23 protein-coding genes are annotated in these 26780 nt (G+C 67.5%); 14 read left to right on the top strand and 9 right to left on the bottom strand.

Translation table 11 applies throughout. The features are described 5' to 3' along the window. Positions 1-85 precede the first annotated feature (85 nt). The 6 genes from egtA (at position 86) to MKCMC460_RS28940 (ending at position 8870) form a co-directional block, all read left to right on the top strand. On the top strand, positions 86-1369 hold the full coding sequence (gene egtA, locus MKCMC460_RS28965; RefSeq protein WP_236978743.1) for an ergothioneine biosynthesis glutamate--cysteine ligase EgtA: 1284 nt from the start codon (positions 86-88) through the stop codon (positions 1367-1369). Next, positions 1366-2637 (top strand): ergothioneine biosynthesis protein EgtB, encoded by a 1272-nt coding sequence (gene egtB, locus MKCMC460_RS28960; protein ID WP_236978741.1) that lies wholly within the window; start codon positions 1366-1368, stop codon positions 2635-2637. Before egtA ends, egtB begins: the two co-directional genes overlap by 4 nt. After that, complete coding sequence (gene egtC / locus MKCMC460_RS28955) at positions 2637-3350, top strand: ergothioneine biosynthesis protein EgtC (protein ID WP_236984476.1); 714 nt, start codon at positions 2637-2639, stop codon at positions 3348-3350. The genes egtB and egtC overlap by 1 nt, the downstream gene beginning before the upstream one ends. Next, a complete protein-coding gene (gene egtD, locus MKCMC460_RS28950; protein ID WP_236978740.1) occupies positions 3350-4315 on the top strand; it encodes an L-histidine N(alpha)-methyltransferase in 966 nt (321 codons plus the stop codon). Before egtC ends, egtD begins: the two co-directional genes overlap by 1 nt. After that, the gene (gene egtE / locus MKCMC460_RS28945; RefSeq protein WP_236978739.1) at positions 4312-5421 is read left to right on the top strand and encodes an ergothioneine biosynthesis PLP-dependent enzyme EgtE; all 1110 of its coding nucleotides are present in this window, start codon (positions 4312-4314) and stop codon (positions 5419-5421) included. Before egtD ends, egtE begins: the two co-directional genes overlap by 4 nt. A 191-nt stretch (positions 5422-5612) precedes the next feature. Next, positions 5613-8870, top strand: coding sequence for a PPE family protein (locus MKCMC460_RS28940; protein WP_236978738.1), 3258 nt, complete (start codon positions 5613-5615; stop codon positions 8868-8870). A 20-nt stretch (positions 8871-8890) separates the two neighbouring features. Here the strand turns inward: MKCMC460_RS28940 and MKCMC460_RS28935 are convergent, their stop codons facing one another. Both MKCMC460_RS28935 and MKCMC460_RS28930 read right to left on the bottom strand, forming a co-directional pair. Continuing rightward, positions 8891-10375 (bottom strand): glutamate--cysteine ligase, encoded by a 1485-nt coding sequence (locus MKCMC460_RS28935; RefSeq protein WP_236978736.1) that lies wholly within the window; start codon positions 10373-10375, stop codon positions 8891-8893. 18 nt (positions 10376-10393) lie between these two features. Beyond that, entirely contained in the window at positions 10394-11200 is an 807-nt protein-coding gene (locus tag MKCMC460_RS28930; RefSeq protein WP_236978735.1) for a class I SAM-dependent methyltransferase, read from the bottom strand. 10 nt (positions 11201-11210) lie between these two features. Here MKCMC460_RS28930 and glpK point away from each other — a divergent pair, with 10 nt between their 5' ends. Continuing rightward, positions 11211-12773, top strand: coding sequence for a glycerol kinase GlpK (glpK, locus tag MKCMC460_RS28925; RefSeq protein ID WP_236984474.1), 1563 nt, complete (start codon positions 11211-11213; stop codon positions 12771-12773). Positions 12774-12811: 38 nt separating this feature from the next. Here glpK and MKCMC460_RS28920 read toward each other — a convergent pair whose 3' ends face one another. Beyond that, positions 12812-13522 (bottom strand): PadR family transcriptional regulator, encoded by a 711-nt coding sequence (locus MKCMC460_RS28920; protein WP_236978734.1) that lies wholly within the window; start codon positions 13520-13522, stop codon positions 12812-12814. Positions 13523-13826: 304 nt separating this feature from the next. Here MKCMC460_RS28920 and MKCMC460_RS28915 point away from each other — a divergent pair, with 304 nt between their 5' ends. Further along, the gene (locus tag MKCMC460_RS28915) at positions 13827-14210 is read left to right on the top strand and encodes a hypothetical protein (protein WP_236978731.1); all 384 of its coding nucleotides are present in this window, start codon (positions 13827-13829) and stop codon (positions 14208-14210) included. A gap of 12 nt (positions 14211-14222) precedes the next feature. Here the strand turns inward: MKCMC460_RS28915 and MKCMC460_RS28910 are convergent, their stop codons facing one another. Beyond that, on the bottom strand, positions 14223-15128 hold the full coding sequence (locus tag MKCMC460_RS28910) for an RDD family protein (RefSeq protein WP_238305141.1): 906 nt from the start codon (positions 15126-15128) through the stop codon (positions 14223-14225). Between the two features lie 62 nt (positions 15129-15190). Here MKCMC460_RS28910 and MKCMC460_RS28905 point away from each other — a divergent pair, with 62 nt between their 5' ends. Continuing rightward, positions 15191-16183: a stage II sporulation protein M gene (locus MKCMC460_RS28905; protein ID WP_236978727.1), complete on the top strand. Its 993-nt coding sequence runs from the start codon at positions 15191-15193 to the stop codon at positions 16181-16183. Here the strand turns inward: MKCMC460_RS28905 and MKCMC460_RS28900 are convergent. From MKCMC460_RS28900 to MKCMC460_RS28880, 5 genes are read right to left on the bottom strand one after another with little or no spacing between them, the layout of a single operon-like run. After that, positions 16180-17502 carry a DUF58 domain-containing protein gene (locus tag MKCMC460_RS28900; protein ID WP_236978726.1) on the bottom strand — a complete coding sequence of 441 codons (1323 nt, stop codon included), beginning with the start codon at positions 17500-17502 and terminating at the stop codon, positions 16180-16182. The genes MKCMC460_RS28905 and MKCMC460_RS28900 overlap by 4 nt on opposite strands. 10 nt (positions 17503-17512) lie before the next feature. Beyond that, positions 17513-18466 carry a MoxR family ATPase gene (locus MKCMC460_RS28895; RefSeq protein WP_236978725.1) on the bottom strand — a complete coding sequence of 318 codons (954 nt, stop codon included), beginning with the start codon at positions 18464-18466 and terminating at the stop codon, positions 17513-17515. Further along, positions 18463-19605 carry a DUF4350 domain-containing protein gene (locus MKCMC460_RS28890; RefSeq protein ID WP_236978724.1) on the bottom strand — a complete coding sequence of 381 codons (1143 nt, stop codon included), beginning with the start codon at positions 19603-19605 and terminating at the stop codon, positions 18463-18465. Before MKCMC460_RS28890 ends, MKCMC460_RS28895 begins: the two co-directional genes overlap by 4 nt. Next, the gene (locus tag MKCMC460_RS28885; protein WP_236978723.1) at positions 19602-20252 is read right to left on the bottom strand and encodes a DUF4129 domain-containing protein; all 651 of its coding nucleotides are present in this window, start codon (positions 20250-20252) and stop codon (positions 19602-19604) included. Before MKCMC460_RS28885 ends, MKCMC460_RS28890 begins: the two co-directional genes overlap by 4 nt. Positions 20253-20264: 12 nt before the next feature. Further along, positions 20265-21431 carry a hypothetical protein gene (locus tag MKCMC460_RS28880; RefSeq protein WP_238305140.1) on the bottom strand — a complete coding sequence of 389 codons (1167 nt, stop codon included), beginning with the start codon at positions 21429-21431 and terminating at the stop codon, positions 20265-20267. A gap of 86 nt (positions 21432-21517) precedes the next feature. Here MKCMC460_RS28880 and MKCMC460_RS28875 point away from each other — a divergent pair, with 86 nt between their 5' ends. From MKCMC460_RS28875 to MKCMC460_RS28855, 5 genes are read left to right on the top strand one after another with little or no spacing between them, the layout of a single operon-like run. Continuing rightward, entirely contained in the window at positions 21518-21982 is a 465-nt protein-coding gene (locus MKCMC460_RS28875) for a GatB/YqeY domain-containing protein (RefSeq protein ID WP_236978721.1), read from the top strand. A gap of 58 nt (positions 21983-22040) precedes the next feature. Further along, positions 22041-23591, top strand: coding sequence for an HNH endonuclease signature motif containing protein (locus MKCMC460_RS28870; protein WP_370653047.1), 1551 nt, complete (start codon positions 22041-22043; stop codon positions 23589-23591). Positions 23592-23634: 43 nt separating this feature from the next. Next, positions 23635-24621 (top strand): LLM class F420-dependent oxidoreductase, encoded by a 987-nt coding sequence (locus tag MKCMC460_RS28865; RefSeq protein WP_236978719.1) that lies wholly within the window; start codon positions 23635-23637, stop codon positions 24619-24621. A 43-nt stretch (positions 24622-24664) separates the two neighbouring features. Further along, on the top strand, positions 24665-25597 hold the full coding sequence (locus MKCMC460_RS28860; protein ID WP_236978718.1) for an SRPBCC family protein: 933 nt from the start codon (positions 24665-24667) through the stop codon (positions 25595-25597). A 2-nt stretch (positions 25598-25599) separates the two neighbouring features. Further along, positions 25600-26769: a zinc-dependent alcohol dehydrogenase gene (locus MKCMC460_RS28855; RefSeq protein WP_236978717.1), complete on the top strand. Its 1170-nt coding sequence runs from the start codon at positions 25600-25602 to the stop codon at positions 26767-26769. Positions 26770-26780: the final 11 nt, after the last annotated feature.

Raw genomic sequence — 26780 nt, 5'->3', positions numbered from 1 at the left:
GGACCCATCTGCAAGATGTAGTGATGGTGGTTATCGTTCCGATAGCTGCGCGCCCAGCGCCTAGCTGCCCCGGAGGGAGCGTGACATGACACGCATCGCCACCACCACCGCTGCGGCGCCGCAGCTGGAACTGATCGACACCGAGCTGACCGGCTCGGCGGCCGCCGCCCGGCACATCGCCGAAGGATGCTTGGTCGACGGTCCGGTGGGCAGGGTGGGCCTGGAACTCGAAGCGCACTGTTTCGACCCTGCCGATCCCCGCCGCCGGCCGGGTTGGGACGAGATCTCCGACGTCATCAAATGGCTGCGCCGGCTGCCCGGCGGTAGCAACATAACGGTGGAACCCGGTGGCGCGGTGGAACTTTCGGGTCCGCCCGCCGACGGTGTGCTGCCGGCTATCGCGGCCATGCGCACCGACCAGGCGGTGCTCGGCTCCGCATTCGCCGATGCCGGGCTCGGCTTGGTTTTCCTAGGCGCGGACCCGCTGCGGCCGCCCGCTCGGATCAACCCGGGCGCTCGCTACCGCGCCATGGAGCAGTTCTTCGCCGCCAGCCACAGCGGCGCAGCAGGTGCGGCGATGATGACCTCGACAGCATCGATCCAAGTGAACCTGGACGCCGGGCCGCGGGCGGGCTGGGCGGCCCGGGTGCGGCTGGCCCACGCTCTGGGGCCGACGATGGTCGCGATAGCCGCCAATTCGCCGATGTTGAGCGGCGAGTTCTCCGGGTGGCAGTCGACCCGTCAGCGGGTGTGGGGCCAGATGGATTCCGCGCGCTGCGGGCCGATCCTGGCCGTCAGTGGCGACGACCCCGGCACCGACTGGGCCCGGTACGCGTTGAAGGCCCCGGTGATGCTGGTGCACGCTCCCGACGCCGTGCCGGTGACGCATTACGTGGCGTTCACCGACTGGGTGGACGGCCTGGTGCAGCTCGGGGACCGCCGCCCCACCGTCGCGGACCTGGAGTATCACCTGACCACGCTGTTCCCGCCGGTCCGGCCGCGGCAGTGGCTGGAGGTCCGCTATCTGGACAGCGTGCCCGAGGCCATCTGGCCCGCGCTGGTGTTCATGCTGACCACCCTGCTCGACGACCCCGTCGCCGCCGACCTGGCGGCCGAGGCGGTCGAGCCGGTCGCCACGGCCTGGGACACCGCGGCCCGGCTTGGTTTGCGTGATCGCCGGTTGTGGGCGGCCGCCAACCGGTGTGTGGCGATCGCGGCTGAGCGGGCGCCCGAGTCGCTGGCAGACGGGATGCAGCGGTTGATCGCCGGTGTCGAAGCCGGCCGCTGCCCGGCGGATGACTTCGCCGACCGGGTGGTGGCGCACGGCATCGCCGCAACGGTTGCCCGGGCAGCGGTAGGGGAGCTGTGATCGCACGGCAGCGGCTTGCCGACGACCTGGAGCGGGCGCGCGACCGCACCTTGCGGTTGGTTGATTTCAGCGACGACGAACTGCGGCGGCAGTACGACCCGTTGATGAGTCCCCTGGTGTGGGATCTGGCGCACATCGGTCAGCAGGAGGAGCTGTGGCTGTTGCGGGGCGGCAATCCGGATCGGCCCGGGATGCTGCCCCCGCAGGTGGAAGGGCTGTACGACGCGTTCGTGCACTCGCGCGCCAGCCGGGTGCAGCTGCCACTGCTGTCCCCGGCCCAGGCGAGGTCGTACTGCCGCACCGTTCGTTCGGCCGCTCTCGAGGCCCTGGACGCGTTACCGGCCGATGCCGACGATTTTCAGTTCGGCCTGGTGGTGAGCCACGAGAATCAGCACGGCGAAACAATGTTGCAGGCCCTCAACCTGCGCACGGGCCCACCGCTGCTGCGGGACACCGCCGGCCTGCCGCCCGGTCGACCCGGGATCCAGGGCACTTCGGTGCTGGTACCGGGCGGCCCCTTTGTGCTGGGTGTGGACCTCGCCGACGAGCCGTACTCGCTGGACAACGAACGCCCCGCGCACGTCGTCGACGTTCCGGCGTTCCGGATCGGCCGGGTGCCGGTCACCAACGCTGAATGGCGCGAGTTCGTCGACGACGGCGGCTACGCGCAGCCGCGCTGGTGGACCAGCCGCGGCTGGCAGCACCGGGAGCAGGCTGGCCTGACTGCCCCGCAGTTCTGGAACGCCGGCACCCGGACCCGGTTCGGTCACGTCGAGGACATTCCCGCCGACGAGCCGGTGCAGCATGTCAGCTACTTCGAGGCACAGGCCTACGCGTCCTGGGCCGGTGCCCGGTTGCCCACCGAGATCGAATGGGAGAAGGCGTGCGCCTGGGATCCGGCGACCGGCTCCCGCCGCCGCTACCCGTGGGGCACCGACGAGCCGTCCGCCGACCGCGCCAACCTGGGTGGTACGGCACTGCGCCCGGCCCCGGTCGGCGCCTACCCCTGCGGGGCGTCGGCGTACGGGGCCGAGCAGATGCTGGGCGACGTCTGGGAGTGGACCAGCTCGCCGTTGCGGCCGTGGCCCGGATTCGTGCCGATGATCTACGAACGCTATTCGCAGCCGTTCTTCGACGGCGACTACCGGGTGTTGCGGGGCGGATCGTGGGCGGTGGAGGCGGCCATTCTGCGGCCCAGCTTTCGCAACTGGGATCACCCGTACCGTCGTCAGATCTTTTCCGGTGTGCGCCTTGCGTGGTCGGTCTGATGTGCCGGCACCTGGGCTGGCTGGGCGCGCGGGTCGCAGTTTCCTCGCTGGTGCTCGATCCGTCGCAGGGGCTGCGGGTGCAGTCGTACGCGCCGCGCCGGCAGAAGCACGGCTTGATGAACGCCGACGGCTGGGGTGTGGGCTTCTTCGATCCGGTGTCCGACGGTGGCACACCACGTCGCTGGCGCAGCGCGGCCCCGCTGTGGGGTGACAGCTCATTCGACTCGATTGCCCCTGCGCTGCACAGTCATTGCGTGGTGGCGGCGGTGCGGTCCGCGACCGTCGGGATGCCGCTCGAGGCCAGCGCGACCGCACCGTTCACCGACGGGCGCTGGCTGTTGTCGCACAACGGTGTCGTCGACCGCGCCGTGCTGCCGTTGACCAGAGAGGCCGAGTCCGTTTGTGACAGCGCGGTTTTGGCGGCAACGATTTTCGCCGCGGGGCTGGACGCACTGGGCGAGACCGTGCTGGCCATCGGCGCCGACGACCCGCAGGCAAGGCTGAACATCCTGGCGGCCAACGGTTCTCGACTGCTCGCCACTACCTGGGGCGACACTTTGTTCATCCTGCGCCGCGACGACGGGGTGGTGCTGGCCAGCGAGCCCTACGACGACGACCCCGCCTGGGCCGACGTCCCGGATCGCCACCTGGTGCACGTCGACGACGGGGGCGTGACGATGACGCCGCTGGACCGAAAGCCGAAAGGATCCTGATGACGCTGACACTGTCGAATCACCTCGCCGAAGACGCCGCCCTGCACGCGTTACGGCGGGATGTGTTCGTCGGTCTGCAGCAGACCCCGAAATCGTTGCCGCCCAAGTGGTTTTACGACGACGCCGGCAGCGACCTGTTCGACCAGATCACCCGGTTGCCGGAGTACTACCCGACGCGCACCGAGGCCGCCATACTGCGAGCCCGTTCCGCCGAGATCGCGGCGGCCAGCCGGGCCGACACCCTGGTCGAGTTGGGTAGCGGCACCTCGGAGAAGACCCGGCTGCTGCTCGACGCGCTGCGCGACCGCGGGGCGCTGCGCGGATTCGTGCCGTTCGACGTCGACGCCGGCGTGTTGGCCGCGGCCGCGGCGGCCATTCAGCGCGAATACCCCGGCATCGAAATCCGGGCTGTCTGTGGCGATTTCGAGGAACACCTGGCCGAGATTCCCGGCGCCGGGCGCCGGCTGTTCGTGTTCCTGGGCTCCACCATAGGCAATCTGACTCCCGGCCCGCGTGCGGAGTTCCTGTCAACGCTGTCGGACGTGATGCGACCGGGGGACAGCCTGCTGCTGGGCACCGACCTGGTCAAGGACGCCGAACGGTTGGTCCGGGCCTACGACGACGCCGCCGGTGTGACGGCACGGTTCAACCGCAACGTGCTGGCGGTGATCAACCGCCAACTCGACGGCGACTTCGACGTCGACGCCTACCAGCATGTGGCCCGGTGGAACGCCGTGGAGGAACGCATCGAGATGTGGTTGCGCTCGGTTCGCGCTCAGCGGGTGCGGGTCGCTGCGCTCGATTTGACCGTCGACTTCGAGGCCGGCGAGGAGATGCTGACCGAGGTGTCCTGCAAGTTCCGGCCGGACGCGGTCCGCGCCGAACTGGCCGAGGTGGGTCTGCAGGCGACCCGGTGGTGGACCGACGAAGCCGGGGACTTCGGTCTTTCGCTGGCTGCGAAATGAGTGCGCCGCTGGCCGAGCGATGGCGGGATGCTCGACCGCAGTTCGCCGGCCTGCACCTGGACAACGCGGCCTGCTCGAGGCAGAGCTTCGCCGCGCTGGATGCGGCGGCCCGGCACGCCGTGCACGAAGCGGAGGTTGGCGGCTACGTGGCTGCCGAGGCGGCCGCGTCGGTCCTGGATGCGGGCTGTGCCGCGGTGGCATCCCTGTGCGGCCTGCCGGACGCCACCGTCGTGTTCACCACCGGATCGTTGCATGCGCTGGATCTGTTGCTGGGCAGTTGGCCGGCCGACCGGCGGACGCTGGCCTGCCTACCCGGTGAGTACGGTCCCAACCTGACCGTGATGGGCGCGCACGGGTTCGAGGTGCGCCGGCTGCCGACACTCGGTGACGGCCGGCTGGCGCTCGACGACGCCGCGCTGCAGTTGCAGGAGAATCCGCCCGACCTGGTGCATTTGACGCCGGTGGCCAGTCATCGTGGCACCGTGCAACCGTTGGCGATGGTGGCGGAGCTGTGCCGCGAGATCGGCGTGCCGCTGGTGGTGGACGCCGCCCAGGCGTTGGGTCAGATCGATTGCGCGGTGGGCGCCGACGTCACCTATTCGTCCTCGCGTAAGTGGCTCGCCGGGCCCCGCGGGGTGGGGGTGTTGGTGGGGCGGGTCGAGCTGATGGCGGGGCTGACGCCGCGGTTGCCGGTGCCGTTCGGCTTCGGTGAAGCCAATGTCGCTGCGCGAGTGGGGTTTTCGGTGGCAGTAGGGGAGTATCTGGCGGGCGGCCCGGAGTCGGTGCAGGCTCGGCTGGCCGAGTTGGGTGCGCTGGCGCGCCGGCTGCTGGCCGATGTGCCGGGCTGGGCGGTGGTCGAGGAGGTCGAAGAGCCTAGCGCTATAACAACTTTGGCGCCGCTAAACGGCGCGGATCCCGACGGGGTGCGGTCCTGGTTGCTGGCCGAACGCGGCATTCTGACCACTTTCGCCGGAATACCGCGGGCGCCGCTCGAGTTGACTGCGCCCGTGCTGCGCATCTCTCCGCACGTCGATACCACCGCCGCGGATTTGGAGATGTTCGCCGAAGCGCTGATCGAAGCGACAGCGGCCACCGTCGCTAATTGACGAAACCGTCACCCGGTTTGGAGCACAGGTTCCGTACGGAAAGTTTTAAAAACCGCTTCTAACTACTGTCATATTGGGCGTGTGTGGAGTAACTTTTCGCTCGGTACGGATTGGAGTGGAGGGACGGGCGCCTCACGCTCCACCTCCTTGTCGTATTGGCAGGACGCCAGGACTCCGGTGGAAGGTGCTCGATGAACTTCTCAGTGTTGCCACCCGAAATCAACTCGCTGCGCCTGTTCACCGGCGCCGGGGCCGGCCCGCTGTTGGAGGCCGCGTCGGCCTGGGATGGCCTTGCCGCCGAATTGTCCACTGCCGCTGAATCATTCACGTCGGTGACGTCGGGTCTGGCGGGTCAGGCCTGGCAGGGGCCGGCGTCCGCGGCGATGGCGTCGGCGGCGCTACCGTACGCGGGGTGGCTGAGCGCGGCGGCCACCCAGGCCTCCGGCGCGGCAGCCCAGGCCAAAGCGGTGGTCAGTGTTTTCGAGTCGGCGGTGGCCGCGACGGTGCATCCACTGGCCGTGGCGGCCAACCGTTCGGGTTTCGTGCAATTGGTCCTCTCCAACCTGTTCGGGCAGAACGCGCCTGCCATTGCGGCGGCCGAAGCCGCCTACGAGTCGATGTGGGCGCAGGATGTGGCCGCGATGTTCGGCTATCACGCCGGCGCGTCGGCCGCGGTCGCCGCATTGGCGCCGTTCACCCAGTCGCTGCAGGGTCTGGTGGGGGGTATCGCCACTCAACTGTCCGCCGCGCCGGCTGCGGTCGCAGCATTGCCGGCCGCGGCTGAGTCGCTGCAGACAAGCTTCGGCTGGGCGAACTTCGGCGGGTTCGACCTCGGCTTGGGCAACCTCGGCAACGGCAACATCGGCAACGGAAACCTCGGCCAGTCCAACTTCGGTAGCGCCAACTTGGGTAGCTGGAACGTCGGCTCCGGCAACTTGGGCACGTCCAACATCGGCTACGGGAACTTCGGTTCCGGTAACAAGGGCTTCGGCAACAACGGCAACTTCAATATCGGCTTCGGCCTCTCCGGCAACAACTTGGTGGGTCTGGGTAATGCCTACTACGACACGTCGACCGGCCAGTTCCACTTCAATGCCTTTAATTCCGGTACCGGCAATATCGGCTTCGGCAACTCCGGCACCAACAACATCGGCTTCTTCAATTCAGGAAACGGGAACGTCGGTCTCTTCAATTCGGGAAGCTTCAACACCGGCATCGGTAACTCAGGCCTGGCCAACACCGGATTTATCAGCTCGGGCAGCATCAATACCGGAGCGTTCAACGCCGGCATCGGCAATACCGGGACCTACAACACCGGCAATTACAACAGCGGCGACTTCAACCCGGGATCGTACAACACCGGTAGCTTCAATATCGGTAACACCAACACCGGCTATTCCAACTGGGGCGATTACAACACCGGTGCGTTCAACACCGGTGAACAGAACAACGGGTTCTTCTGGACTGGCGTGCGGCAGGGCGGGGTCTATGTCGCCGTCACCACGCCCGATATCACTCTGCCTGCGATCCACCTCTCCCCAATCCAGCTGGGGGCTTTCGATCTGCCCCAGGTCCATGTCCCGCCTATCGGCATCGGGCCGTTCACGTCGCCTCAAGGCTTGCTTACGGCGTTCAACCTGCCGCAGATCACCGTCCCGCCGATCAGCATCGGTGCGTTCACGTCGCCGCAGGGCTTGCTCACGGCGTTCAACCTGCCGCAGATCACCATTCCACCGATCAACATCGGTGCGTTTACCTCTCCGGTGAACGCCGCATTGAGCGCGTTCAACCTACCCGCGATCACCATCCCCTCGATTACCATCCCGGCGTACACGACGCCGGCGCATGTGAATATCGGCAGCTTCGGGCTGCCGTCGATCGGTATTCCGTCGATCACGGTTCCGGCCTACACCTCGCCGGCGAACATCAACATCGGCGCCTTCGGGCTGCCGTCGATCGGTATTCCGTCGATCACGATTCCGGCCTATACGACGCCGGCGAATGTGAATATCGGCAGCTTCGGGCTGCCGTCGATCGGTATTCCGTCGATCACCGTTCCGGCCTACACCTCGCCGGCAGGAATTCACGTCGGTGGGTTCAACCTGCCGGCGATCACCACGCCGACCATCGCGATTCCGGGCATTCAATTACCGGAGATCATCATCCCGCCGATTCAAACGCCTCTGGTCACTATCACCGGGTGGAGCCTGCCGACGATAACTGTTCCAGGGTTCAATATTCCGTCGATCTCGATCAGTCCGTTCAGCACTGCTGGTGGTCAAACGCTGCTCAGCCTCGACACCGGAAACTTCCTGGCCCCGAACTACGACATCAAGCTCCAGTCGTTCAGTTTCTCCACGGGCATCGGCGGAGGCTCCATCGGCGCGTTCAACTTCCCGAGCATCGGTATCGGGGCGATGACGTTGCCGACCATCAACATCAGCAACAATGGCGGCAACTACATCATCCCGTCCATCGGGCTGTCCGGCTTCAACATCCCGTCGATCACCATCAATCCGATCAGCCTGAGCGGTTTCGATCTGCCTCAGGTCGGCTGGCCGCAGTTCTCGACTCCGGCGCTGACCATCCCGCCGATCCAGCTCGGCACGTTCAACCTGCCGCAGGTCGGCTGGCCGCAGTTCTCGACTCCGGCGCTGACCATCCCGCCGATCCAACTCGGCTCGTTCAACCTGCCGCAGGTCGGCTGGCCGCAGTTCTCGACTCCGGCGCTGACCATCCCGCCGATCCAACTCGGCTCGTTCGATCTGCCGCAGATCAGCTGGCCGCAGTTCCAGACACCGTCGGTAACCATCCCGCCGATCGGCATCGGGCAGTTCAGCCTGCCGCAGTTCACTTCGTCCCCGTTCTCGCTGCCGCAGATCGGCATTCCGCCCATCGCGCTCGGCCAGTTCACCCTGCCGCAGCTGCTTACCCAGGCGTTCTCGCTGCCGCAGATCGGGATCCCGCCCATCGCGCTCGGCCAGTTCACCCTGCCGCAGCTCATTACCCAGGCGTTCCAGTTGCCGGACATCGTGGTGCCGCCCATTGGAGTTGGCGCCTTCAACCTGCCTGACATCTACATCCCGCCCATCCACATCTCCAGCCAGAAGCTCTTCGAGTTCGAGATTCCGCCGGCTCCGGGCTTCGGTAACACGACCGACAGCATCGTCACCAGCTCTGGCTTCTTCAACACTGGGAGTGGCAACGTCTCCGGCTTCTTCAACAACGGCTCCAATGTCTCGGGCATCTTCACAGGTAACCCGTTGGGCCTTGCCGGAGTGTCGGGCTACAACGTTTTCGGCGAGAATTCCTCAGGCATAACGGTCTTGGGCGGCGCGGTTTCGGGCCTGAACAACATCGGCTTCTTGGGGGCCGCCGTGGCCAACTTTGTCTCAGGGCTGGACAACATCGGTTCCGATCTCGCCGGGATTCTGCTGCAGAACTACTGAGCCGAGTTGGCCGTCTGAATTCAGCTGAGCCGCTGAGTATCCCAGGTGTGGACCGGCTCGTTGGCGTGCATGTGCTCGCAGTAGCGGCGCAGCATCTCGGCCAGCGCCCGCGGCCGGGTCATCCCGCCGTCTTCCAGCGCAGCGACGGTGGACACCTGCCAGCTCGCTCCGTTGCGTCCGGTCTTGGCCCGTCCCTCGATCACACCGAGGAAGCGATCGCGCACCTCCGCGTCGACACCCCACCGCCGAAGTCCTTCCTGGGCCATCGGCAGCAGAACGTCCAACACGAGTTCGCGGGCGCCGACCTCCCCGACACCCGGCCAACTCAGCCGGGCTTCGATGCCGCGCCGGGCGGCCTCCAGGAAATTATGTTGTGCCGCAGCGAAACTGAGTTGCGACCAGACCGGTTGCGCGGCCTCGGACATGGTTCGCAGCGCACCATAGTAGAACGCCGAATTCGCAAGCATGTCAACCACGCTCGGGCCCGCAGGCAGGACGCGGTTTTCCAGCCGAAGGTGCGGCCGGCCCCCCACCACGTCATACACCGGCCGGTTCCACCGGTAGACGGTGCCGTTGTGCAGTCGCAGCTCCGACAGTCGCGGGCATCGCCCGGCACTCAGTTCGGCGACCGGATCCTCGTCGGAAAGCTCGGGCAGCAACGGCGGGAAGTAGCGGATGTTCTCCTTGTACAAATCGGTGACCGAGGTGATCCAGCGTTCGCCGAACCACACCCGCGGCCGCACGCCCTGGGTTTTCAGCTCTTCGGGCCGGGTATCGGTGGATTGCGCGAACAGTTCGATGCGAGTCTCCGACCAGAGCCGATGCCCGAAGAAGTACGGCGAGTTGGCGCCCAGCGCGAGCTGAGGACCGGCCAGCACCTGGGCGGCGTTCCAGTTTGCGGCGAAGTCGTCCGGGGCCAGCTGCAGGTGCAATTGCGTGCTGGTGCAAGCGGATTCGGGTGCAATCGAGGCCGCCCGCCAGCTCAGCGGTTCCGGTCCGGCGATGTTGATCGGGATGTCCTCGCCGCGCGCGCTGAAAATCGACTCGTTGAGGGCGGTGTAACGTCTGGATTCGCTCATCCAGTTGTCGTGCAGGTGCTGGGGCATCAGCGTAGGCAGGATCCCGATCATCACGATGTGCGAGCCGCCGGCGTTGGCCTTGGTCTCGGCGTCGTTGAGGCTGGCCCGGACCTCGGCTTCCAGATCCAGCCCGGTGTGTCCCCGCAGCACCCGCGGTGGGACATTGAATTCGATGTTGTAGGCGCCTAATTCGCTTTGGTAGGCCGGGTCGGAGATCGCGTCCAGCACGATCCGGTTCGACATCGCGGGCTGGTAGGCGGCATCCACCAGATTGCACTCGATCTCCATGCCGGTGAGCGGGTGCTCGAAATCGAAGGGGGTCCGGGCGAGCATCGTCTCGAAGACATCCAGACACAGTTGCACCTTGCGCCGGTATGCCCGCCGATGCTCGCGGCCATACGTGGTGCGTTTGATCTCCTCGCCCACACCGCCGATGCAACAGGTTTACCGGTCGCTGCGCAACCGGCCGGGTCCGCGGGTGGCGATCACGATCTGTGGTAGCGGGCGATGCGTGCTGTTGAACACTTTTCCGCCGCGCAGTGTGACATCGATCGCTGGGTCCGCGTGCCGAGCCAGCGCCAGCAGCGCCGACGGGCTGTAGGACCGCAGCGAGCTGATCACGCCGTCGTGCGGCATCGGGAACATCATCAGCGGCAGCATGTGCGCCAACCGCACGATATGCAGGATCGGCGACGGCCGGGGCAGATCGATGATTACCAATTTGTCCGCGACGCGGGTCCCTTCGGCAAACACCCGGGACGCCCGCCCCGGCGGCAGGTGATGGAACGACAAGGCAAAGACCGCGAGGTCGTAACTGCCGTCGGGCGCGTCGATGGCGGTGGCGTCCATGGTGCGGACGGTGGCGCGCGGATGCGAGCCCAGGTCCCCGGCGGCGATCGCGGCCACCAGCGAGGGATCGACATCGGTGATGGTCAGTTGCGTCTCGGGGTGCATTGCCAGCAACGTCCGCGACAACGCGCCGTGACCGGAGCCGAGTTCGAGGATCCGCGGCGCCGCAACGTCGCGGACTTCGTCGAGCACGATTCGTGCGACGGTCTTGTGCAGGCCGAACAGTCGTCCCACCCGGTCCAGTGAGCGGATCGCGGCGCGCTTCTTGCGGTCCACGTCGTCGCGGTCGATGTACTCCAGCCGATCGGTCTCCAGCCGCCGGTCCAGCCACGACGCGCCGGGTCCCCCGCGTGGCATCCGCTCGATGTCACCCTCGATGTCTATGGCCACATGAGCAATCATGGACGATTACATGCAGCGCCGCCCGCCAGCCCCTAGGAGACTTTCGTTGGCCGAGTCCGCCGACTTCATCGCAGCCATCGATCAGGGCACCACCAGCACCCGCTGCATGATCTTCGATCACGACGGCGCCGAGGTGGCGCGCCACCAGCTCGAGCACGACCAGATCCTGCCCCGCGCCGGCTGGGTCGAACACAACCCGGTCGAGATCTGGGAACGCACCGTCTCGGTGTTGATGACGGTATTGAACTCGTCCGGTATCACCGCGAAAGACATTGCAGCACTGGGTATTACAAATCAGCGCGAGACAACGTTGGTGTGGAATCGCAAGACCGGCCGGCCCTACTACAACGCGATCGTGTGGCAGGACACCCGCACCGACCGCATCGCCACCGCGCTGGACCGCGACGGACGCGGTGCGGTGATCCGCCGCAAGGCGGGGCTGCCGCCGGCGACCTACTTCTCGGCCGGGAAGTTGCAGTGGATTTTGGAGAACGTCGACGGCGTGCGCGAGGCCGCGCAACGTGGCGAGGCGTTGTTCGGCACCGCGGACAGTTGGGTGCTGTGGAACCTGACCGGCGGCCCACGGGGCGGCGTGCATGCCACCGACGTCACCAACGCCAGCCGGACCATGCTGATGAACCTGGAGACGCTGGATTGGGACGACGAACTGCTGTTGCTGTTCGATATCCCGCGCGAGATGCTGCCGACGATCGGGCCGTCGTCTCCGCTGCAGCCGTTCGGTGTCACCGCGGACACCGGTCCGATCGGTGGCGAGGTGCCCATCGCGGGTGTTCTCGGCGATCAGCATGCGGCGATGGTCGGGCAGGTGTGTCTGGAGTCCGGTGAGGCCAAGAACACCTACGGCACCGGCAATTTCCTGCTGCTGAACACCGGCGAGACGATCGTGCGATCCGAGAACGGGTTGTTGACCACTGTCTGCTATCAGTTCGGCGACGCCAAACCCGTTTACGCGCTTGAGGGTTCGATCGCGGTGACCGGATCGGCGGTGCAGTGGCTGCGTGACCAGCTGGGCATCATCAGCGGCGCAGCGCAGAGCGAGTCCCTGGCACGGCAGGTCGCCGACAACGGTGGGGTGTATTTCGTGCCGGCGTTCTCCGGCCTGTTCGCGCCGTATTGGAGATCCGATGCGCGCGGCGCGATCGTCGGCCTGTCGCGGTTCAACACCAACGCGCATCTGGCCCGCGCGACGCTGGAGGCGATCTGCTACCAGAGCCGCGACGTGGTGGACGCCATGGCGGCCGATTCCGGTGTGCGCCTTGAGATCTTGAAGGTCGACGGCGGCATCACCGCCAATGACCTGTGCATGCAGATCCAGTCCGACGTGCTGGGGGTGGACGTGGTGCGTCCGGTGGTTGCCGAGACGACCGCGCTGGGCGCCGCGTACGCGGCTGGCCTGGCGGTCGGCTTCTGGAGTGGTCCGCAGGAGTTGCGCGCCAACTGGCGAGAGGACCGGCGCTGGACGCCCAACTGGGACGACGAGCAACGCGCCGAGGGGTACGCCGGCTGGCGCAAAGCGGTGCAGCGGACCCTGAACTGGGTCGACGTGTCCTGAGTTCGTCGTGGTCCAGGGTCCGCTGTTCGCTGCGGGACTCAGTCCTCGCCGAGGATTCCGTAGATCTCGCGGCGGGCGTTGTTGAGCACGTCGACGATGCGCTGCTGCTGCTCGGTGCTTGCCGCCTGAGCCGACTGCCCGACGGCTCCGAACAGCTGGCGCGCGGCGGTGCGCAGGTTGAGGTGCGCCGGGTCCACGCCTTCGGCGATCTCGTCCCACGGCGGTGTCTCGACCTTTTCCGCGGCGGCGCGGCCCTCGTCGGTGAGCTCGAAAAGCTTCTTGCTGCCGTCGGTTTCGTTGGCGGTGATCAGTCCCTCGTCGTCGAGCAGTTGCAGCGTCGGGTACACCGAGCCGGGGCTGGGCTTCCAGATTCCGTTGCTGCGTTCGGCGATCTGCTGGATCATCTCGTAACCGTGCATGGGCCGTTCGGCGAGCAGCACCAGGATCGCCGCGCGTACGTCGCCCCGGCGACCGCGGCCACCGCGGCGCCCGCCGCCACGCGGGCCGCCGAAGCCAGGACGGCCGAAGCCGAAGCCGGGGCCGCCGAAGCCGGGACCGAAACCGGGGCCGCCGAAGCCGGGTCCGAAGGGCCCGTCGTGGCCGCCGGCGTTTTCCCGGAGGTTTTCGATGAATTCCCGCCGGGCCTGTCGTCGGGCGCCGTGAAATGCGCGGCGCTGCGCGGGGCCGGCACCGAAGCCGAATCCTGGTGTGCCGAACGGTCCGGAGGGAGGAGTGAATGGGGTGTTCATGTTGGTAGTCCTTCTAAGTTGCGCGGAGGCGCGGGAGGCGACTCCGATGTGTTGGTGACTATCACGATATATCGTAAACTAACGCGATGCAACATCGCAGGTGGTGCTGCATCGTCGCGGTTTGTCGTGTTCGGCGCGACTCGGGGTTGCGTGATGAAGTTGTGGCGTTGAGCGGGTAGCTGCCGCGTTGGGTGGGGCGGCCAGGGGATTTATGGAGTCTTCTCGCCCGGGGTTCACGGCCGACGCGCTCACTTCACACCCGAGGCCGAGTTTGCATCCCCCCGCAATGGGTAGCACCTGACCCATGACTGGGAACAATCGCGATCTGGCGACGCAGCGCGGTCCCAGCCGCGGCACCGATCCGGCCGGCGGGGACGCCGGCAAGGCCCGCACCCGGGTCAACTGGGTGTTGGCCCTACTCACGGTGCCTGCTGCCGCCATAGTGATGCTGTTCGCGCTGGGGGCGGTGATGAGCACCGATTCCTGCACTGAGAGCCGCTGCCCGCATCTGGGTGCCGGGTTGAACTTCGACGCCGCTTTCTACGGGCCACCCTTGGTGGCGTTGCTGGTGATCGTCGCCTCGGTGTTCACTGCCAAACGGCGCGCAGGAGTAGTGGTGCCGCTCGGCGGATTGGCGCTGTTGGTCGCCGACGTCGCCTATCTTGCGGTCAGCGTGGCGCAGTTCTAGCTTCGCGTAGGTTCAGCTCGGCGCGGCGAACCCGCCGCCGTCCGGTTCGGTAGGCGGCGCCTGCGGCTCGGGCCGGGGGGCGGTGGCCTGCGGCTGCGGCGCGAATTGCGGCCCCCCGAATTGCTGCGGCGCGAATTGCTGTGGCGCGAATTGCTGTGGCGCGAATTGTGGCCCCGCGACCGGTTGCATCCGGGCCAGCTCGCGCCGGTGCCGTTCGGCCAGAACCGCGGCCAGCACCAGCTGGGGCGGCACGCCGGGTGGGGGCGGCGGCGCGATGCACGAAACCACGTCGGCGGCGATCCGATACGCCATCCGCGCCCGCAGCTGTGGATCGAGTTGCATTGCGCGAGAAAGGAATTGACGCGCAACCTCGGCTTGACCGGCACTGAGCCCGGACAGCTGCAACGACGCCGCCCAGCCCGCGAGCTGGGGCGGCATCATGGGCGGCGGCGCCAGCCGTGGACCCCGTTCGCTGACCACCACGGTGCCGGCGAACAAGTCACCGACCCGCTTTCCCTTCGACGAGAACAAGCTGCAGATGACCGCAGGGCTGCCGAGCAGCACCCAGATCTCGACCACCGCGGCGAGCGCCCGGAACAGCGCCTGCCGGAACCGCTCCGGGCCGCCGTCGTCGGAAACGACGCGCAGCCCCAACGCCATCTTGCCCAGCGAACGGCCCCGGGTCAGGGTCTCGATGATGACCGGATAGCCGACCATGGCCAGCACCGTGAAGATGATGATGAACGCCACGATCCAGGCCTCGTCCAGCTGCGACATCGCGGCTGCGGCCAGCATCAAGCCGACGAAGTAGACGAAAGCCACCACGAGGATGTCGAGGATCGCGCTCAGTGCGCGCACCGGCAGCTGTGCGATCTGGACGTCGAGTACCACGGCGTCCCCGGTCACCACCTCCGACATAACACGGAACGCTACAGGCTTCGTCGGTCGGCCTGCGGCCGTCGATGGGTAGGCTGCCCAGGGTGGACGTCGACGCGTTCTTGCTGACCCACCAGGGCACCTGGAACCGGCTCGACCAGTTGATCAAGCGTCGCCGTTCGCTGACCGGCGCTGAGATCGACGAACTCGTCGAGCTCTACCAAAGGGTTTCCACGCACCTTTCCATTCTGCGGTCGGTGTCCTCGGACTCCGTGGTGACCGGTCGACTGTCCAGCCTGGTCGCCCGCGCCCGGTCCGCGGTCACGGGCGCCCACGCTCCGATGAGCAGTACGTTCGTTCGGTTCTGGACGGTGTCGTTTCCGGTGGTGGCCTACCGTTCCTGGCGTTGGTGGCTGGCCAGCGCGGTGGGGTTCTTCGTCGTCGCCATCGTGATGGGCTGGTGGGTGGCTGCAAGCCCGGAGGTGCAGTCCGTGGTCGGGACGCCGGCCGAGATCAACGAACTGATCAACCACGACGTCGAGTCCTACTACAGCGACCACCCCGCCGCGGCGTTCGCCCTGCAGGTCTGGGTGAACAACTCCTGGGTGGCCGCCAAGTGCATCGCGATGTCGGTCGTGTTGGGTCTCCCGATCCCGTTCATCATCTTCGAGAACGCCGCGAATGTCGGGGTGATCGCCGGCCTGATGTTCCCGGCCGGCAAGGGCGGACTGTTGCTGGGTCTGCTGCTTCCGCACGGGTTGCTCGAGCTCACGGCCGTGTTCCTGGCCGCCGGGGCCGGGATGCGGCTGGGCTGGTCGGTGATCTCGCCGGGGGATCGGCCGCGCGGACAGGTGCTCGCCGAGCAGGGACGCGGGATCGTCTCGGTGGCCGTCGGACTGGTGGGAGTGCTGCTGGTGTCCGGCCTGATCGAGGCATTAGTGACGCCGTCGCCGCTGCCGACGTTCGTGCGCATCGGTATCGGCGCGCTGGCCGAGCTGGCGTTTCTGTCCTACGTGGTTTATTTCGGCCGCCGCGGTGTGGCCGCCGGAGAGACGGGGGACATCGAGGACGCTCCCGACGTCGTCCCCACCGGTTAGAGCTGCCCGGTGGCCTTCATGGCCAGATAGCGGTCCGCCAGTCCGGGAGCGATCTCCGCCGGCGGCGCGTCGACCACTTCCACCCCGTTGCGGCGCAGCCTGGAGGCGATGGCCCGCCGTTCGTTGCGGGACCGTTCGGCCGCCGCCGCGTCATACACCGCGGCGGCGTCGGAACGCCCGGCCGCCAACTGGTCGACGCGAGGGTCGGCGACCGCGGCGACCAGCACATGGTGCCTGGCCGACAGTTGCGGCAGCACCGGCAACAACCCCTCGTCGAGGGCGGTCGCGTTCAGGTCGGTCAGCAGCACCACCAGCGACCGCCGACGGGTCCTGCGCAATATGGTGGCAACCATTGCCCGCCAATCGGATTCGATGAGGGCGGGTTGCAGCGGAGCCATCGCGTCGACCAGCTGAGCCAGTAGTTCGGTGCGCGACGCGCCGAACACCGCGGCTCGGCTGACTCGGTCGTGGGCCAGGAAGTCGACATGGTCGCCGGCGCGAGATGCCAACGCCGCCAACAGGAGTGCGGCGTCCATTGCCCAGTCCAATCGGGGCCAGCCGGCCGGATCGCCCGCGGTCGGGTCGACCCCCACCCGTCCCGCCGCCATCCGGCCGGTGTCGAGCACGATGACGACGCGGCGGTCCCGCTCCGGCCGCCAGGTGCGGACCATCACGTCGGTGCGCCGGGCGCTGGCCCGCCAATCGATGGAGCGGACGTCGTCGCCGACGACATACTCACGCAGCGAGTCGAATTCGGTTCCCTGCCCACGGATCAGGGTGGGTAGCAGTCCGTCGATCTCGCGCAATCTGGCCAGGCGCGCGGGCAGATGCTTGCGGGACAGGAACGGCGGTAGTACCCGGACGTGGCCCGGCGCCGGCTGCGAGCTCTGCCGTCCGGCCAGGCCGAGCGGTCCGATCGACCGTGCCGTCACCACCGTCGCACGCTGGTCGCCGCGACGAACGGGACGCAGTTCGGTACTCACCTGCTGATGCTGGCCCGCCGCGATCGAGAGTCGGTGCACCCGCGGGTTCGCCCGCGCGCTGGGCGGCCACGCGTCGCGAACCACACCGCGAAAACGGCGGCTGCCGTCGTTGTGGATCAACAGGCCGGCTTGTGCCGGTTGGCCGAGCCGGACCGAACTGTTCGGTGATCGGTGGTAGCGCAGGCGGCGGGGGCTGGCCGCCAGCAGCACATCGAACAGCACCACGAGGGCCAGCACCGCCAACAGGACAGCGAAAGCCGTTGCCGGCCAAGGCGCTACAGCGATCGGCAAGATGCAGATCAGCGCCAGCAGGCCGGTGCGCCCGGTCAGGATCATCGTGGCCGCACTAGCGGGGTACCGGGACCGAGGCCAGGATGCCGTCGAGTACGCCGTCCGGTGTGGCGCCCTCGAGCTCGGCCTCCGGGCGCAGCATGATGCGGTGCCGCAGCGTCGGGCGGGCCATGGCCTTGACGTCGTCGGGAGTGACGTAGTTGCGTCCCGAAAGCCATGCCCAGGACCGGGCGGTACCCAGCAGCGCGGTGGCACCGCGTGGCGACACCCCTAGCTGCAGGGCCGGGGACGAGCGGGTGGCCCCCACGATGTCGACGATGTAACCGAGCACCTCGTCGCCGATCAGCACCTCGCGCACCGCCGCCCGCCCGGCCGCAAGCTCGGCCGGACCGGCCACCGGTTTGATGGCGGACAGGTCGCGCGGATCGAAACCGTGCGCGTGCCGGCCGAGGATGGCGATCTCGGCGTCGCGCGGGGGCAGCGTCACGTTCAGCTTCAGCAGGAAACGGTCCAGCTGCGCTTCGGGCAGCTGATAAGTGCCCTCGTATTCGATCGGGTTCTGCGTGGCGGCCACGATGAACGGGTCGGGCAGCGGCTTGGGCTCCCCGTCCACGCTGACCTGACGTTCCTCCATCGCCTCGAGCAGCGCGGCCTGCGTCTTGGGCGGGGTGCGGTTGATCTCGTCGGCCAGCAGCAGGTTGGTGAACACCGGGCCGGGCCGGAAGGCGAACTCCGCAGTGTGGGTGTCGTACACCAGCGACCCGGTGACGTCGCCGGGCATCAGGTCCGGGGTGAACTGCACCCGCTTGAATTCCAGTTGCAGGGCTGCGGCCAGGGCGCGGACCATCAGCGTTTTGGCGACTCCGGGAACACCTTCCAGCAACACGTGCCCTCGGCAGAGCAGGGCGATGACCAGGCCGCTGATCACCCCTTCCTGTCCGACCACGGCCTTGCCGATTTCGTTGCGCAATCCCAGCAGTGCTTCGCGTGCCGGATCCGGTTGTGTCACGAGTGGGTGACCTGCCTTTCGATGTCGTCGAGCGCGAGAGCGAGATGTCTGAGGTCGCTGTCGCTGTTCGGTGGTGGGCCGTACAGGTGGTACTGGACGAAATCCGGGTCCGCCCCGCTGCGCTGTGCCACCGTGGTCACCACCGCCGGCGGAGTCGCGTTGGGGCCCAATCCGAGTCGCGGCACCAGACGTTGCAGGGTCGCGGTGCGCAGGGCTTCCGCGGCGCGGTCCCGGGCCCGCCGGGATCGGTACAGCCGGCCCCGTCCCTCGACGGTCTCCGACGCGCGAACCACGACCGGCAGCTCCTCGGCGACCAGCGGGCCCACCCGCCGGCCTTTCCACACCGCCACCAGCGCGACCACCAGCCACAGCTGCCAGACGATCCACGTCACGTTGTCCGGGATGAGATCCATGATCGAGCCGTGCGCCGACGTGTGGCCTTCCGCGTGCTGGGGTGCGAACCAGATGACGCGGGGACGCATGCCGGCCAGGTTCATCGCCAACGCGGCGTTGCCTTCTTCGAGCAGTCCGTCGTTGGTCATGAATTGGCTGCTGCCCACCACCGTCACGGTCCGGTTGCCGTCTCGGTAGCTGACCAACGCTCCGCCGTAGCAGCTGACCAGGTCCAGTTGGCCTCGGGCCCGGTAGCCGTTACTCGATCCGAAATTCACCGATCCGGCTCGATTAGCTTGCGGCAAAGTGCAATTGGGTTCGGTGGCGAACTTGTCCGCGCCACCGGCGCGTAACTGCGGCGTCAACGCCGTGCGGGCGCGCGTGGTGGGGTCGACCAGCAGCAGGTCGCCAGGAACTTTGGCCAGCCGGGCCAGTAGGGCGTTGTCGCTCAAATAGTGGGTTTGGGCGATCAGCAACAGCGTGTCGGGGCGTGCCGCATGTTCGACGTCGGCGACGGTTTCGGCGACGACGACCTCGACGCCGTTGTCGCGCAACAGTGTCACCAGTGCGTGGGCACCGGACGAGCTGGTGGCTTCCGGGTCCATCGTGCCGCCCGGACGGGGCGCCGTGAGATAAGTGGTGATCGCGGCAACGATCGCGATGGCGGTCAGCCCCAGCAGGATTGCGCGCCACGGGCGTCGTGTTTGCGTGGCGTCGGCCGGCGCGCCGCGAGGTGACCCGGTCATCGGATCTGCGCCCACGAGTTCGTTGCCGCGGGTTGTTGCACCGTCGAGCTCACGGCCGAGCGCGAGCGCAGGTGGTCGTCGAGGTCGGCGATCATCTGGTACGCCGCCTGGGTGCCCGGTCGTTCACCGTAGGTCACGTCGTTGAAAGCGGTTGCCGCCTGCGATAATTCGCCCGACAGGCGGGGGAGCGCCGCGGCGGCGTCGGTAGCCAGTTCGTTGGCGGTGCGGCCGGGAACCGCGGTGAGCACCCCGGTCTCTTCGAGTTCGCGGGCCACCGCGCGCAGCCGATGCCGTATCGCTGCGGTCCAATTTCCTTCGGCCGCAAAGCTTTCCGCGGTGGCTCGGTGTTGCGCTGCGGTCAGCTGACCGGCATCGAATAGCTCGTAGTCACCGCCCCGCTTGGTGCGGATGGTGCGTCGCGCGACGTAAATCGCCGCGGCGACGCCGGCCGCCACCAGGATGGACAACACGGTGACGGTGAACCAGCCGCCCGGTACCGACGACGTCCTCTGCAACACCCGGAACAAAAACTCGGTGATCTTGGCGAAGATCTCCTGGGTGAGCGAGTGCTTGGGGTAGATCGGCTTGCTCAGTTCGCGTTGGGCTGCCTCGTGGGCGGCATCGCGGTCGATGTCTATGGCGGGCACGGTTGGCTCTCGTCAGAACGGCCGGGTCAGCCACAGGTTGTCGGTGGATGCCCCCGCGGCGGGTCCACCAGCGGCGCCCGACTGCAGTACCAGGTCGAACGCCTCGGCACGAATCCGCCGGTCGGTGTAGAGCAACACCACCACGCCGGCCAGGAACGGATCGGTCACGATCTGGCTGATGGCGCTGCCGATGCTGGTCAGCGTGGTGCCGGCGAGAAGTGCGGTGACGCCGGTGCCGCCCATCGTCAAGATCTCGCCGACGATGCTGAACGGCGCTGAGATGGCGCCGCCGATCAGGCCCACCGCCAGGCTCGCCAGCAGACGAATGCCCAGGACCCGCCAGAAGCCGTTGCGCACCAGCGCGAACGATCGGGTGATGGCGTCGAACACCGGCATTCTTTCCAGCACGATCAGCACCGGGGCGAACATCAGCACGGTATAGGCGTAGACGAGCAACACCAGCACCAGTAGCAGCAGTGGGAAGCCGAGCAGGACGGCCACGCCGGCATTGGCGGCCACCCCGACCCCGACCAGGATCACCACCACCAGCCCGACGACGACCGCCATCCCGGCGGCCTCCAGCAGAGCCAGTCCGAGCAGCGCGAGCAGGCGACCACGCACCTTGGCCCAGGCCTCCCCGACGGTGATCGGGGATCCGAATACCGCCCGTCCGACGACCACGGTCAGCATTCCGCTGAGCAGGATGCCGCCCAGCCAGGCGACCAGGGCGCTGCCGGCCACCGTGCCCAGGTATGCGACCAGTACGGCCGTCTTCGCCTCGGATCGGCCGGATCCGAAGTCGTTGATGGCCGTCAGCGGCCCGAGGGTAGCGAGCAGCGAGATGACCTGGACGACGACCACCACTGCCGCGGTCAGCCCCAGCGTGGGCTTGGGGTTGGCGCGGATGTACCCGACGGCGCCGTTGAAGATGTCGCTGAGCGTCAGGGGGCGCAGCGGGATGATGCCGGGTTTGACGGCACCGGGGATGAGTGGTGGGCCGTAGCCGAACGGCGGGACTTGGTAGCCCGGTGGCGGGGTGGCGTAGCCCGGCGGTGGGCCGTAGGTGGGGGGCGGGCCGTAACCGGGGGGCGGGCCATAGGCCGGGGACGGGCCGTAGGCGGGCGGTGGCCCGTAGGCGGGCGGGGGTCCTCCCGGGGAACCAGGCGGCAGCGTGCTCACTGCAGGAAGCGGCTGTCGTCGTTCGTCATGGGGTCCATCCTGTAGGCGGTCGCTGCATTTCTCAACGTAGGTCTAGCGTCTCAGGTATGGCGGAACTGAAAGCCCGGCTTCGGGCGGACCTGACCGAAGCGATGAAGACGCAGGACAAGTTGCGCACGGCGACGTTGCGCATGGTGCTGGCCGCGATCCAGACCGAGGAGGTCTCGGGTAAGCAGGCCAAAGAACTCAGCGACGACGACGTGCTCAAGGTGCTGGCCAAGGAGTCCCGCAAGCGCGGCGAGGCGGCCGAGATCTACACCCAGAACGGGCGCGGTGAGTTGGCCGCCAACGAGCACGCCGAGGCGCGCATCATCGATGCATATCTGCCGACGCCGCTGACCGACGCCGAGGTGGTCGACGTCGTGGAGACCGCGATCGCCCAGGTGGCCGAGACGCTTGGGCATCGGCCCACCATGAAGCAGATGGGCCAGGTGATGAAGGTCGCCACCGGGATCGCCGAGGGGAAGGCTGACGGTTCACGGTTGTCGTCGGCAGTCAAAGACCGGCTCTGATCTGGGGTTACGTCTGGGCCGCTGAGCGTGGTCGGCGGATTCTGCTACAATCGAACACATGTTCGAGTCAATCTCGGGGAGTGCCGACTCCGAGGAGCAGTTGGCGCGGTTTCGCGCCTATATGGACGGCGTGATGGATCATCGTGAGGCGCTGGCGGGTCAGACGGAGCAGACTCGGGGCTGGATGGCGGGGATCTGTGCGGCCGGGCGGGTGGAGAATCAGGCGGCGGCGGCGCAGTTGGTGGCGATCGGTGGGTTGTTCGCGGATCGGTTGGCGCGCTCGGCGGAGACCGAGGATTGGGCCATCGACACCATGGAGGCCGTGGCTGCGGAGGTGGCGGCGGGGTTGCGGATCAGCCAGCGCCGTGCGCAGACCAAGTTGCACTGGGCGCGTGCGATGCGCGAGCGGGTGCCGAAGGTGGGTGCGTTGTTCGCGGCGGGGGAGATCGATTTCTGTGCGTTCGCCACGGTGGTCTCGCGCACCGAGTTGCTCACCGATCCCGAGGTGCTGGCCCGGGTGGACGGGCTGATCGCGGCCAATCTGACCCGCTGGCCGTCGTTGACCGCGGGGCGGTTGGGCGGCAAGGTGGATTCGATCGTGGCCCAGGTCGACGCTGATGCGGTGCGCCGGCGCCAGGAGCGCGCGGCGGGCCGTCGGGTCGAGTTCACCGCCGATCATGACGGCGTCACCTATGTCGAGGGCGCGTTGTTCACCCCGGATGCGCGGGCGTTGGAGGAGCGGTTGAGCGCGTTGGCGGCCACGGTGTGCCCGCAGGATCCGCGCAGCCCCGATCAGCGACGCGCGGATGCCCTGGGGGCGCTGGCCGGCGGGGCGGATCGGTTGGGGTGTCGCTGCGGGCGCACCGAGTGCACCGCGGGGAAGCGCACCGCGGCCGCACCGACGGTCATTCACGTCATCGCCGAGCAGGCCGCGCTGGACGGCAGGCCCGGGCTCGTCACTCACGTGTGCGCCGAGGGGCTGATCACCCCCGAAATTCTGGCCGAGCTGGCCGCGGGCGCCACCCAGGTACCGCTGATCCACCCCGGCTACCGGCCCCCGGAGCCGGGGCATGTGCCGTCGAAGGCGCTGGCCGATTTCGTGCGGTGCCGGGACTTGACGTGCCGCTGGCCGGGCTGCGATGTGCCGGCGACCCGCTGCGATGTGGACCACACCATCCCGTATGCCCAGGGTGGGCCCACCCACGCCGGGAACCTCAAATGTTATTGCCGCACACATCATTTGGTGAAGACCTTCTGGGGTTGGCGGGAGAAACAACTCGCCGACGGCACCCTGATCCTGACCTCCCCGGCCGGCGACACTCACGTCACCACGCCGGGCAGCGCCCTGCTGTTCCCCAGCCTGTGCGCCGCCGTCGGCGGGATGCCCAGCCCCGAGACCGACACCCCACTACCGGCGGACTACTGCGCCGAGCGCACCGCCATGATGCCCAAGCGCCGGCGCACCCGCGCCCAAGACCGCGCGGCACGCATCGCCGCCGAACGCCGCCACAACCGCCAAGCCCGCCTCGCCACCCGCACCGCCGGAGACGTCGGCTACCTCAGCCACGCCGGCCCCGCCCCGCCCGACGACGAACCACCACCCTTCTGACGCACAGCCGTTTGCGCCCCGCTGCCCGGGGTACCCGAGAAAGATGGCACGGTTCGGCTATACCCTGATGACGGAGCAATGCGGCCCGAAAGACCTTGTGCGCGATGCTGTTACGGCTGAGCAGCGCGGCTTCGACTTCGAGGTTTGCAGCGATCACTTCTCACCCTGGCTGACCTCGCAGGGCCACGCGCCCAATGCGTGGGCCGTGTTGGGTGCGGTGGCGCACGCGACGGAGCGGGTGGACCTCTACTCCTATGTCACCTGTCCGACGATGCGGTACCACCCGGCGGTCGTCGCGCAGCAGGCGGCCACCGTGCAGATCCTGGCTGACGGGCGGTTCACCCTCGGTCTGGGCAGCGGTGAAAACCTCAACGAACACGTGGTCGGCAAGGGCTGGCCCGCCATCGAGCGCCGGCAGGACATGCTGCGCGAAGCCATCAAGATCATCCGCGAGCTGTTCGGCGGCGAACTGGTGAACTGGCGCGGCGAGTACTTCCAGGTGGATTCCGCCCGCCTGTGGGATCTGCCCGAGGTGCCACCCGGCATCGCCGTGGCCATGGCGGGCGACAAGGGCGTGGAGAAATTCGGCAAGCTCGCAGACCATCTGGTCGCGGTGCAGCCCGACAAAGAACTGGTCGACTCCTGGCATGTGGCGCGCCAAGGGACCGGATGGCCCGGCGCCGGACGGGTAGTGGGCCAGATACCGGTCTGCTGGGACCCCGACCGCGAGGCCGCGATCGAGCGCGCGCACGAGCAATTCCGCTGGTTCGCCGGCGGCTGGACGGTCAACGCCGACCTGCCCACCCCAGCAGGGTTCGCCGGGGCGACCCAATTCGTGCGCCCCGAGGACGTCGCGGACAGCATTCCCTGTGGCCCGGACCTGGACGCGATCGTCGAAGCGGTAAAGCCCTACTGGGAGGCCGGCTTCAGCGATATAGCGCTCATTCAGATCGGCGGCCAACACCAGGAATTGTTCTTGAAGGAAGCCGCCGAGCCCCTGCTCGACGCGCTCCGAAGCGCGTCGAACTGAGGAGCGCGAGTTTGGGCGACCAACGCGCGGGTATCGCTTGGCGATGACTGATTCCACAACGGACCGGACCGCAACCCTGGTAAAGGGCCTCGGAGTAGCCAGTTGGGTGTTGGGCCTGTCCGAAATCCTGGCGCCCTCGGGCGTAGCGGCCGTCGCGGGCGTCGAGGACACCCGGCGGTCAAGGGCGGTCATCCGAGCACTCGGGGTGCGCGAATGCGGCCATGGCGCAGCACTTCTGGTCGGCCCGCCGCAGACGGTGTGGACCCGGGTCGCCGGCGACGTCCTGGACCTCGCGGTGCTCGCGGTCGGTGTTGCCCGTCGTGCACCGGGAACACGTCGTCGCGGTGCCGTCACCGCAATCGCGCTCGCGGCCATCGGCGGTGTCGATCTGTACGCCGCGCTGTGCACCTCCCGCGGCGACGAGCAGCCCCGTCACGCCGGCAGCCAACGGCACTATTCGTTGCGCGCGGCCGTCACCGTAATGCGTTCCCCTGATGACGTTTACCGGTTCTGGCGCGACCTCGCCAACCTGCCCCGCTTCATGTATCACCTCGAGTCGGTGACCGAGGACCCCGACGGCCGGACGCATTGGGTAGCCAACGCACCGATCGGGCAGCCGGTGCAATGGGATGCACAGATCGTCGAAGATCAGCCCGGCAAACGCATCGCCTGGCAGTCACTGCCCGGTTCGGGCATCGCCAACAGCGGAAGTGTCGAATTTTCCCCCGACAATTCGGGCAACGGCACCGAGGTCCGCGTCACCATCGGATATCAGTTGCCGGGTGGGGCGCTGGGCAAGGCGGTGGCGACATTGCTCGGGGAGTCGCCGGACCAGCAAGTCAACGACGATCTGCGGCGGTTCAAGCAGATCCTGGAAACGGGTCAGGTGATGCGTTCCGACGGATCCCCGGACGGCACCGTTGCGTTCCGGCAAATGCATCAGCAGGCCGCTCAGCCGGTCGGCCGGGAAGGGTAGTGATGAAAGCCACCATCTGGGCGGGACGCAATAGCGTTGAGGTGCAATCGGTTCCGGACCCCAAGATTCTCAACGACCGAGACGCCATCGTGCGGGTCACCTCGACCGCCATCTGCGGTTCGGATCTGCATCTCTACGACGGCTACATTCCCACCGTCAAGCACGGCGACGTGCTGGGTCACGAATTCATGGGCGAAGTGGTCGAGGTGGGCAAGGGAGTGGACAACCTGGCCGTCGGCGACCGGGTGGTCGTCCCGTTCCCCATCGCCTGCGGGGCGTGTTCGGCGTGCCAGCGCAAACTGTATTCACTGTGTGAGAACTCCAACCCGAACGCGGGAATCGCCGAGAAACTGATGGGCCATTCACCGGCCGGCCTGTACGGCTACTCGCACATGCTGGGCGGATTCGCCGGGGGGCAAGCGGAATACGTACGGGTGCCGTTCGCGGATGTGGGGCCGCTGAAGATCGACGACGACCTCACCGACGACCAGGCGCTGTTTCTGTCCGACATTCTGCCGACCGGCTACATGGGGGCAGAGATGTGCGACATCGCGCCGGGCGAGGTGGTGGCGGTGTGGGGCGCCGGGCCGGTCGGCCTGTTCGCGATCGTCAGTGCCCTGCTGTTGGGCGCCGGGCAGGTGATCGCCATCGATCGGGTGCCGTACCGGCTGGAGCTCGCGCAGCGCCTGGGCGCGACGCCGCTGAACTTCGCCGAAACCTCGGTGCTCGAAGAACTGCGGGAACTGACCGCCGGGCGCGGACCCGACAAATGCATTGACGCCGTCGGTATGGAAGCCCGCAACGGTTCGTCGGCGATCGACGCCTACGACCGCGTCAAGCAGGCGGTCCGGTTGGAAACCGAACGGCCACATGCACTTCGGGAAGCGGTGATGAGTTGCCGCAACGGCGGCACGATCTCGATCCTCGGGGTGTACGGCGGCCTGATGGACAAGTTCCCGATCGGTGCGGTGATGAACCGCTCGTTGACCATCCGAACGGGGCAGTGCCATGTGCACCGCTACATGCGGCCGCTGCTGGAGCGAATCCGCAATGGTGAGATCGACCCCGCAGTGATCATCAGCCATCATCTGCGACTCGACCAGGCCCCGCACGGATACGAGATCTTCAAACACAAGCAGGACAGTTGCACCAAGGTGGTGCTGAATCCCTAGAGGAGCACAAA

Origin of the sequence: Mycobacterium sp. 20KCMC460 (genome assembly GCF_022179425.1) — a bacterium.
GTDB lineage: Bacteria > Actinomycetota > Actinomycetes > Mycobacteriales > Mycobacteriaceae > Mycobacterium > Mycobacterium kiyosense.
The sequence above is the reverse complement of the archived record's forward strand: the minus strand, read 5'-3'. Positions and strand labels throughout refer to the sequence as shown.

Bases quoted from the DNA above. Each gene is read 5' to 3' on its own strand.
- egtA (WP_236978743.1), top strand. From the start codon at position 86: ATGACACGCATCGCCACCACCACCGCTGCGGCGCCGCAGCTGGAACTG.
- egtC (WP_236984476.1), top strand. From the start codon at position 2,637: ATGTGCCGGCACCTGGGCTGGCTGGGCGCGCGGGTCGCAGTTTCCTCG.
- egtD (WP_236978740.1), top strand. From the start codon at position 3,350: ATGACGCTGACACTGTCGAATCACCTCGCCGAAGACGCCGCCCTGCAC.
- egtE (WP_236978739.1), top strand. From the start codon at position 4,312: ATGAGTGCGCCGCTGGCCGAGCGATGGCGGGATGCTCGACCGCAGTTC.
- MKCMC460_RS28940 (WP_236978738.1), top strand. From the start codon at position 5,613: ATGAACTTCTCAGTGTTGCCACCCGAAATCAACTCGCTGCGCCTGTTC.
- MKCMC460_RS28930 (WP_236978735.1), bottom strand. From the start codon at position 11,200: ATGATTGCTCATGTGGCCATAGACATCGAGGGTGACATCGAGCGGATG.
- glpK (WP_236984474.1), top strand. From the start codon at position 11,211: ATGCAGCGCCGCCCGCCAGCCCCTAGGAGACTTTCGTTGGCCGAGTCC.
- MKCMC460_RS28920 (WP_236978734.1), bottom strand. From the start codon at position 13,522: ATGAACACCCCATTCACTCCTCCCTCCGGACCGTTCGGCACACCAGGA.
- MKCMC460_RS28915 (WP_236978731.1), top strand. From the start codon at position 13,827: ATGACTGGGAACAATCGCGATCTGGCGACGCAGCGCGGTCCCAGCCGC.
- MKCMC460_RS28910 (WP_238305141.1), bottom strand. From the start codon at position 15,128: ATGTCGGAGGTGGTGACCGGGGACGCCGTGGTACTCGACGTCCAGATC.
- MKCMC460_RS28900 (WP_236978726.1), bottom strand. From the start codon at position 17,502: ATGATCCTGACCGGGCGCACCGGCCTGCTGGCGCTGATCTGCATCTTG.
- MKCMC460_RS28890 (WP_236978724.1), bottom strand. From the start codon at position 19,605: ATGACCGGGTCACCTCGCGGCGCGCCGGCCGACGCCACGCAAACACGA.
- MKCMC460_RS28875 (WP_236978721.1), top strand. From the start codon at position 21,518: ATGGCGGAACTGAAAGCCCGGCTTCGGGCGGACCTGACCGAAGCGATG.
- MKCMC460_RS28870 (WP_370653047.1), top strand. From the start codon at position 22,041: ATGTTCGAGTCAATCTCGGGGAGTGCCGACTCCGAGGAGCAGTTGGCG.
- MKCMC460_RS28865 (WP_236978719.1), top strand. From the start codon at position 23,635: ATGGCACGGTTCGGCTATACCCTGATGACGGAGCAATGCGGCCCGAAA.
- MKCMC460_RS28860 (WP_236978718.1), top strand. From the start codon at position 24,665: ATGACTGATTCCACAACGGACCGGACCGCAACCCTGGTAAAGGGCCTC.
- MKCMC460_RS28855 (WP_236978717.1), top strand. From the start codon at position 25,600: ATGAAAGCCACCATCTGGGCGGGACGCAATAGCGTTGAGGTGCAATCG.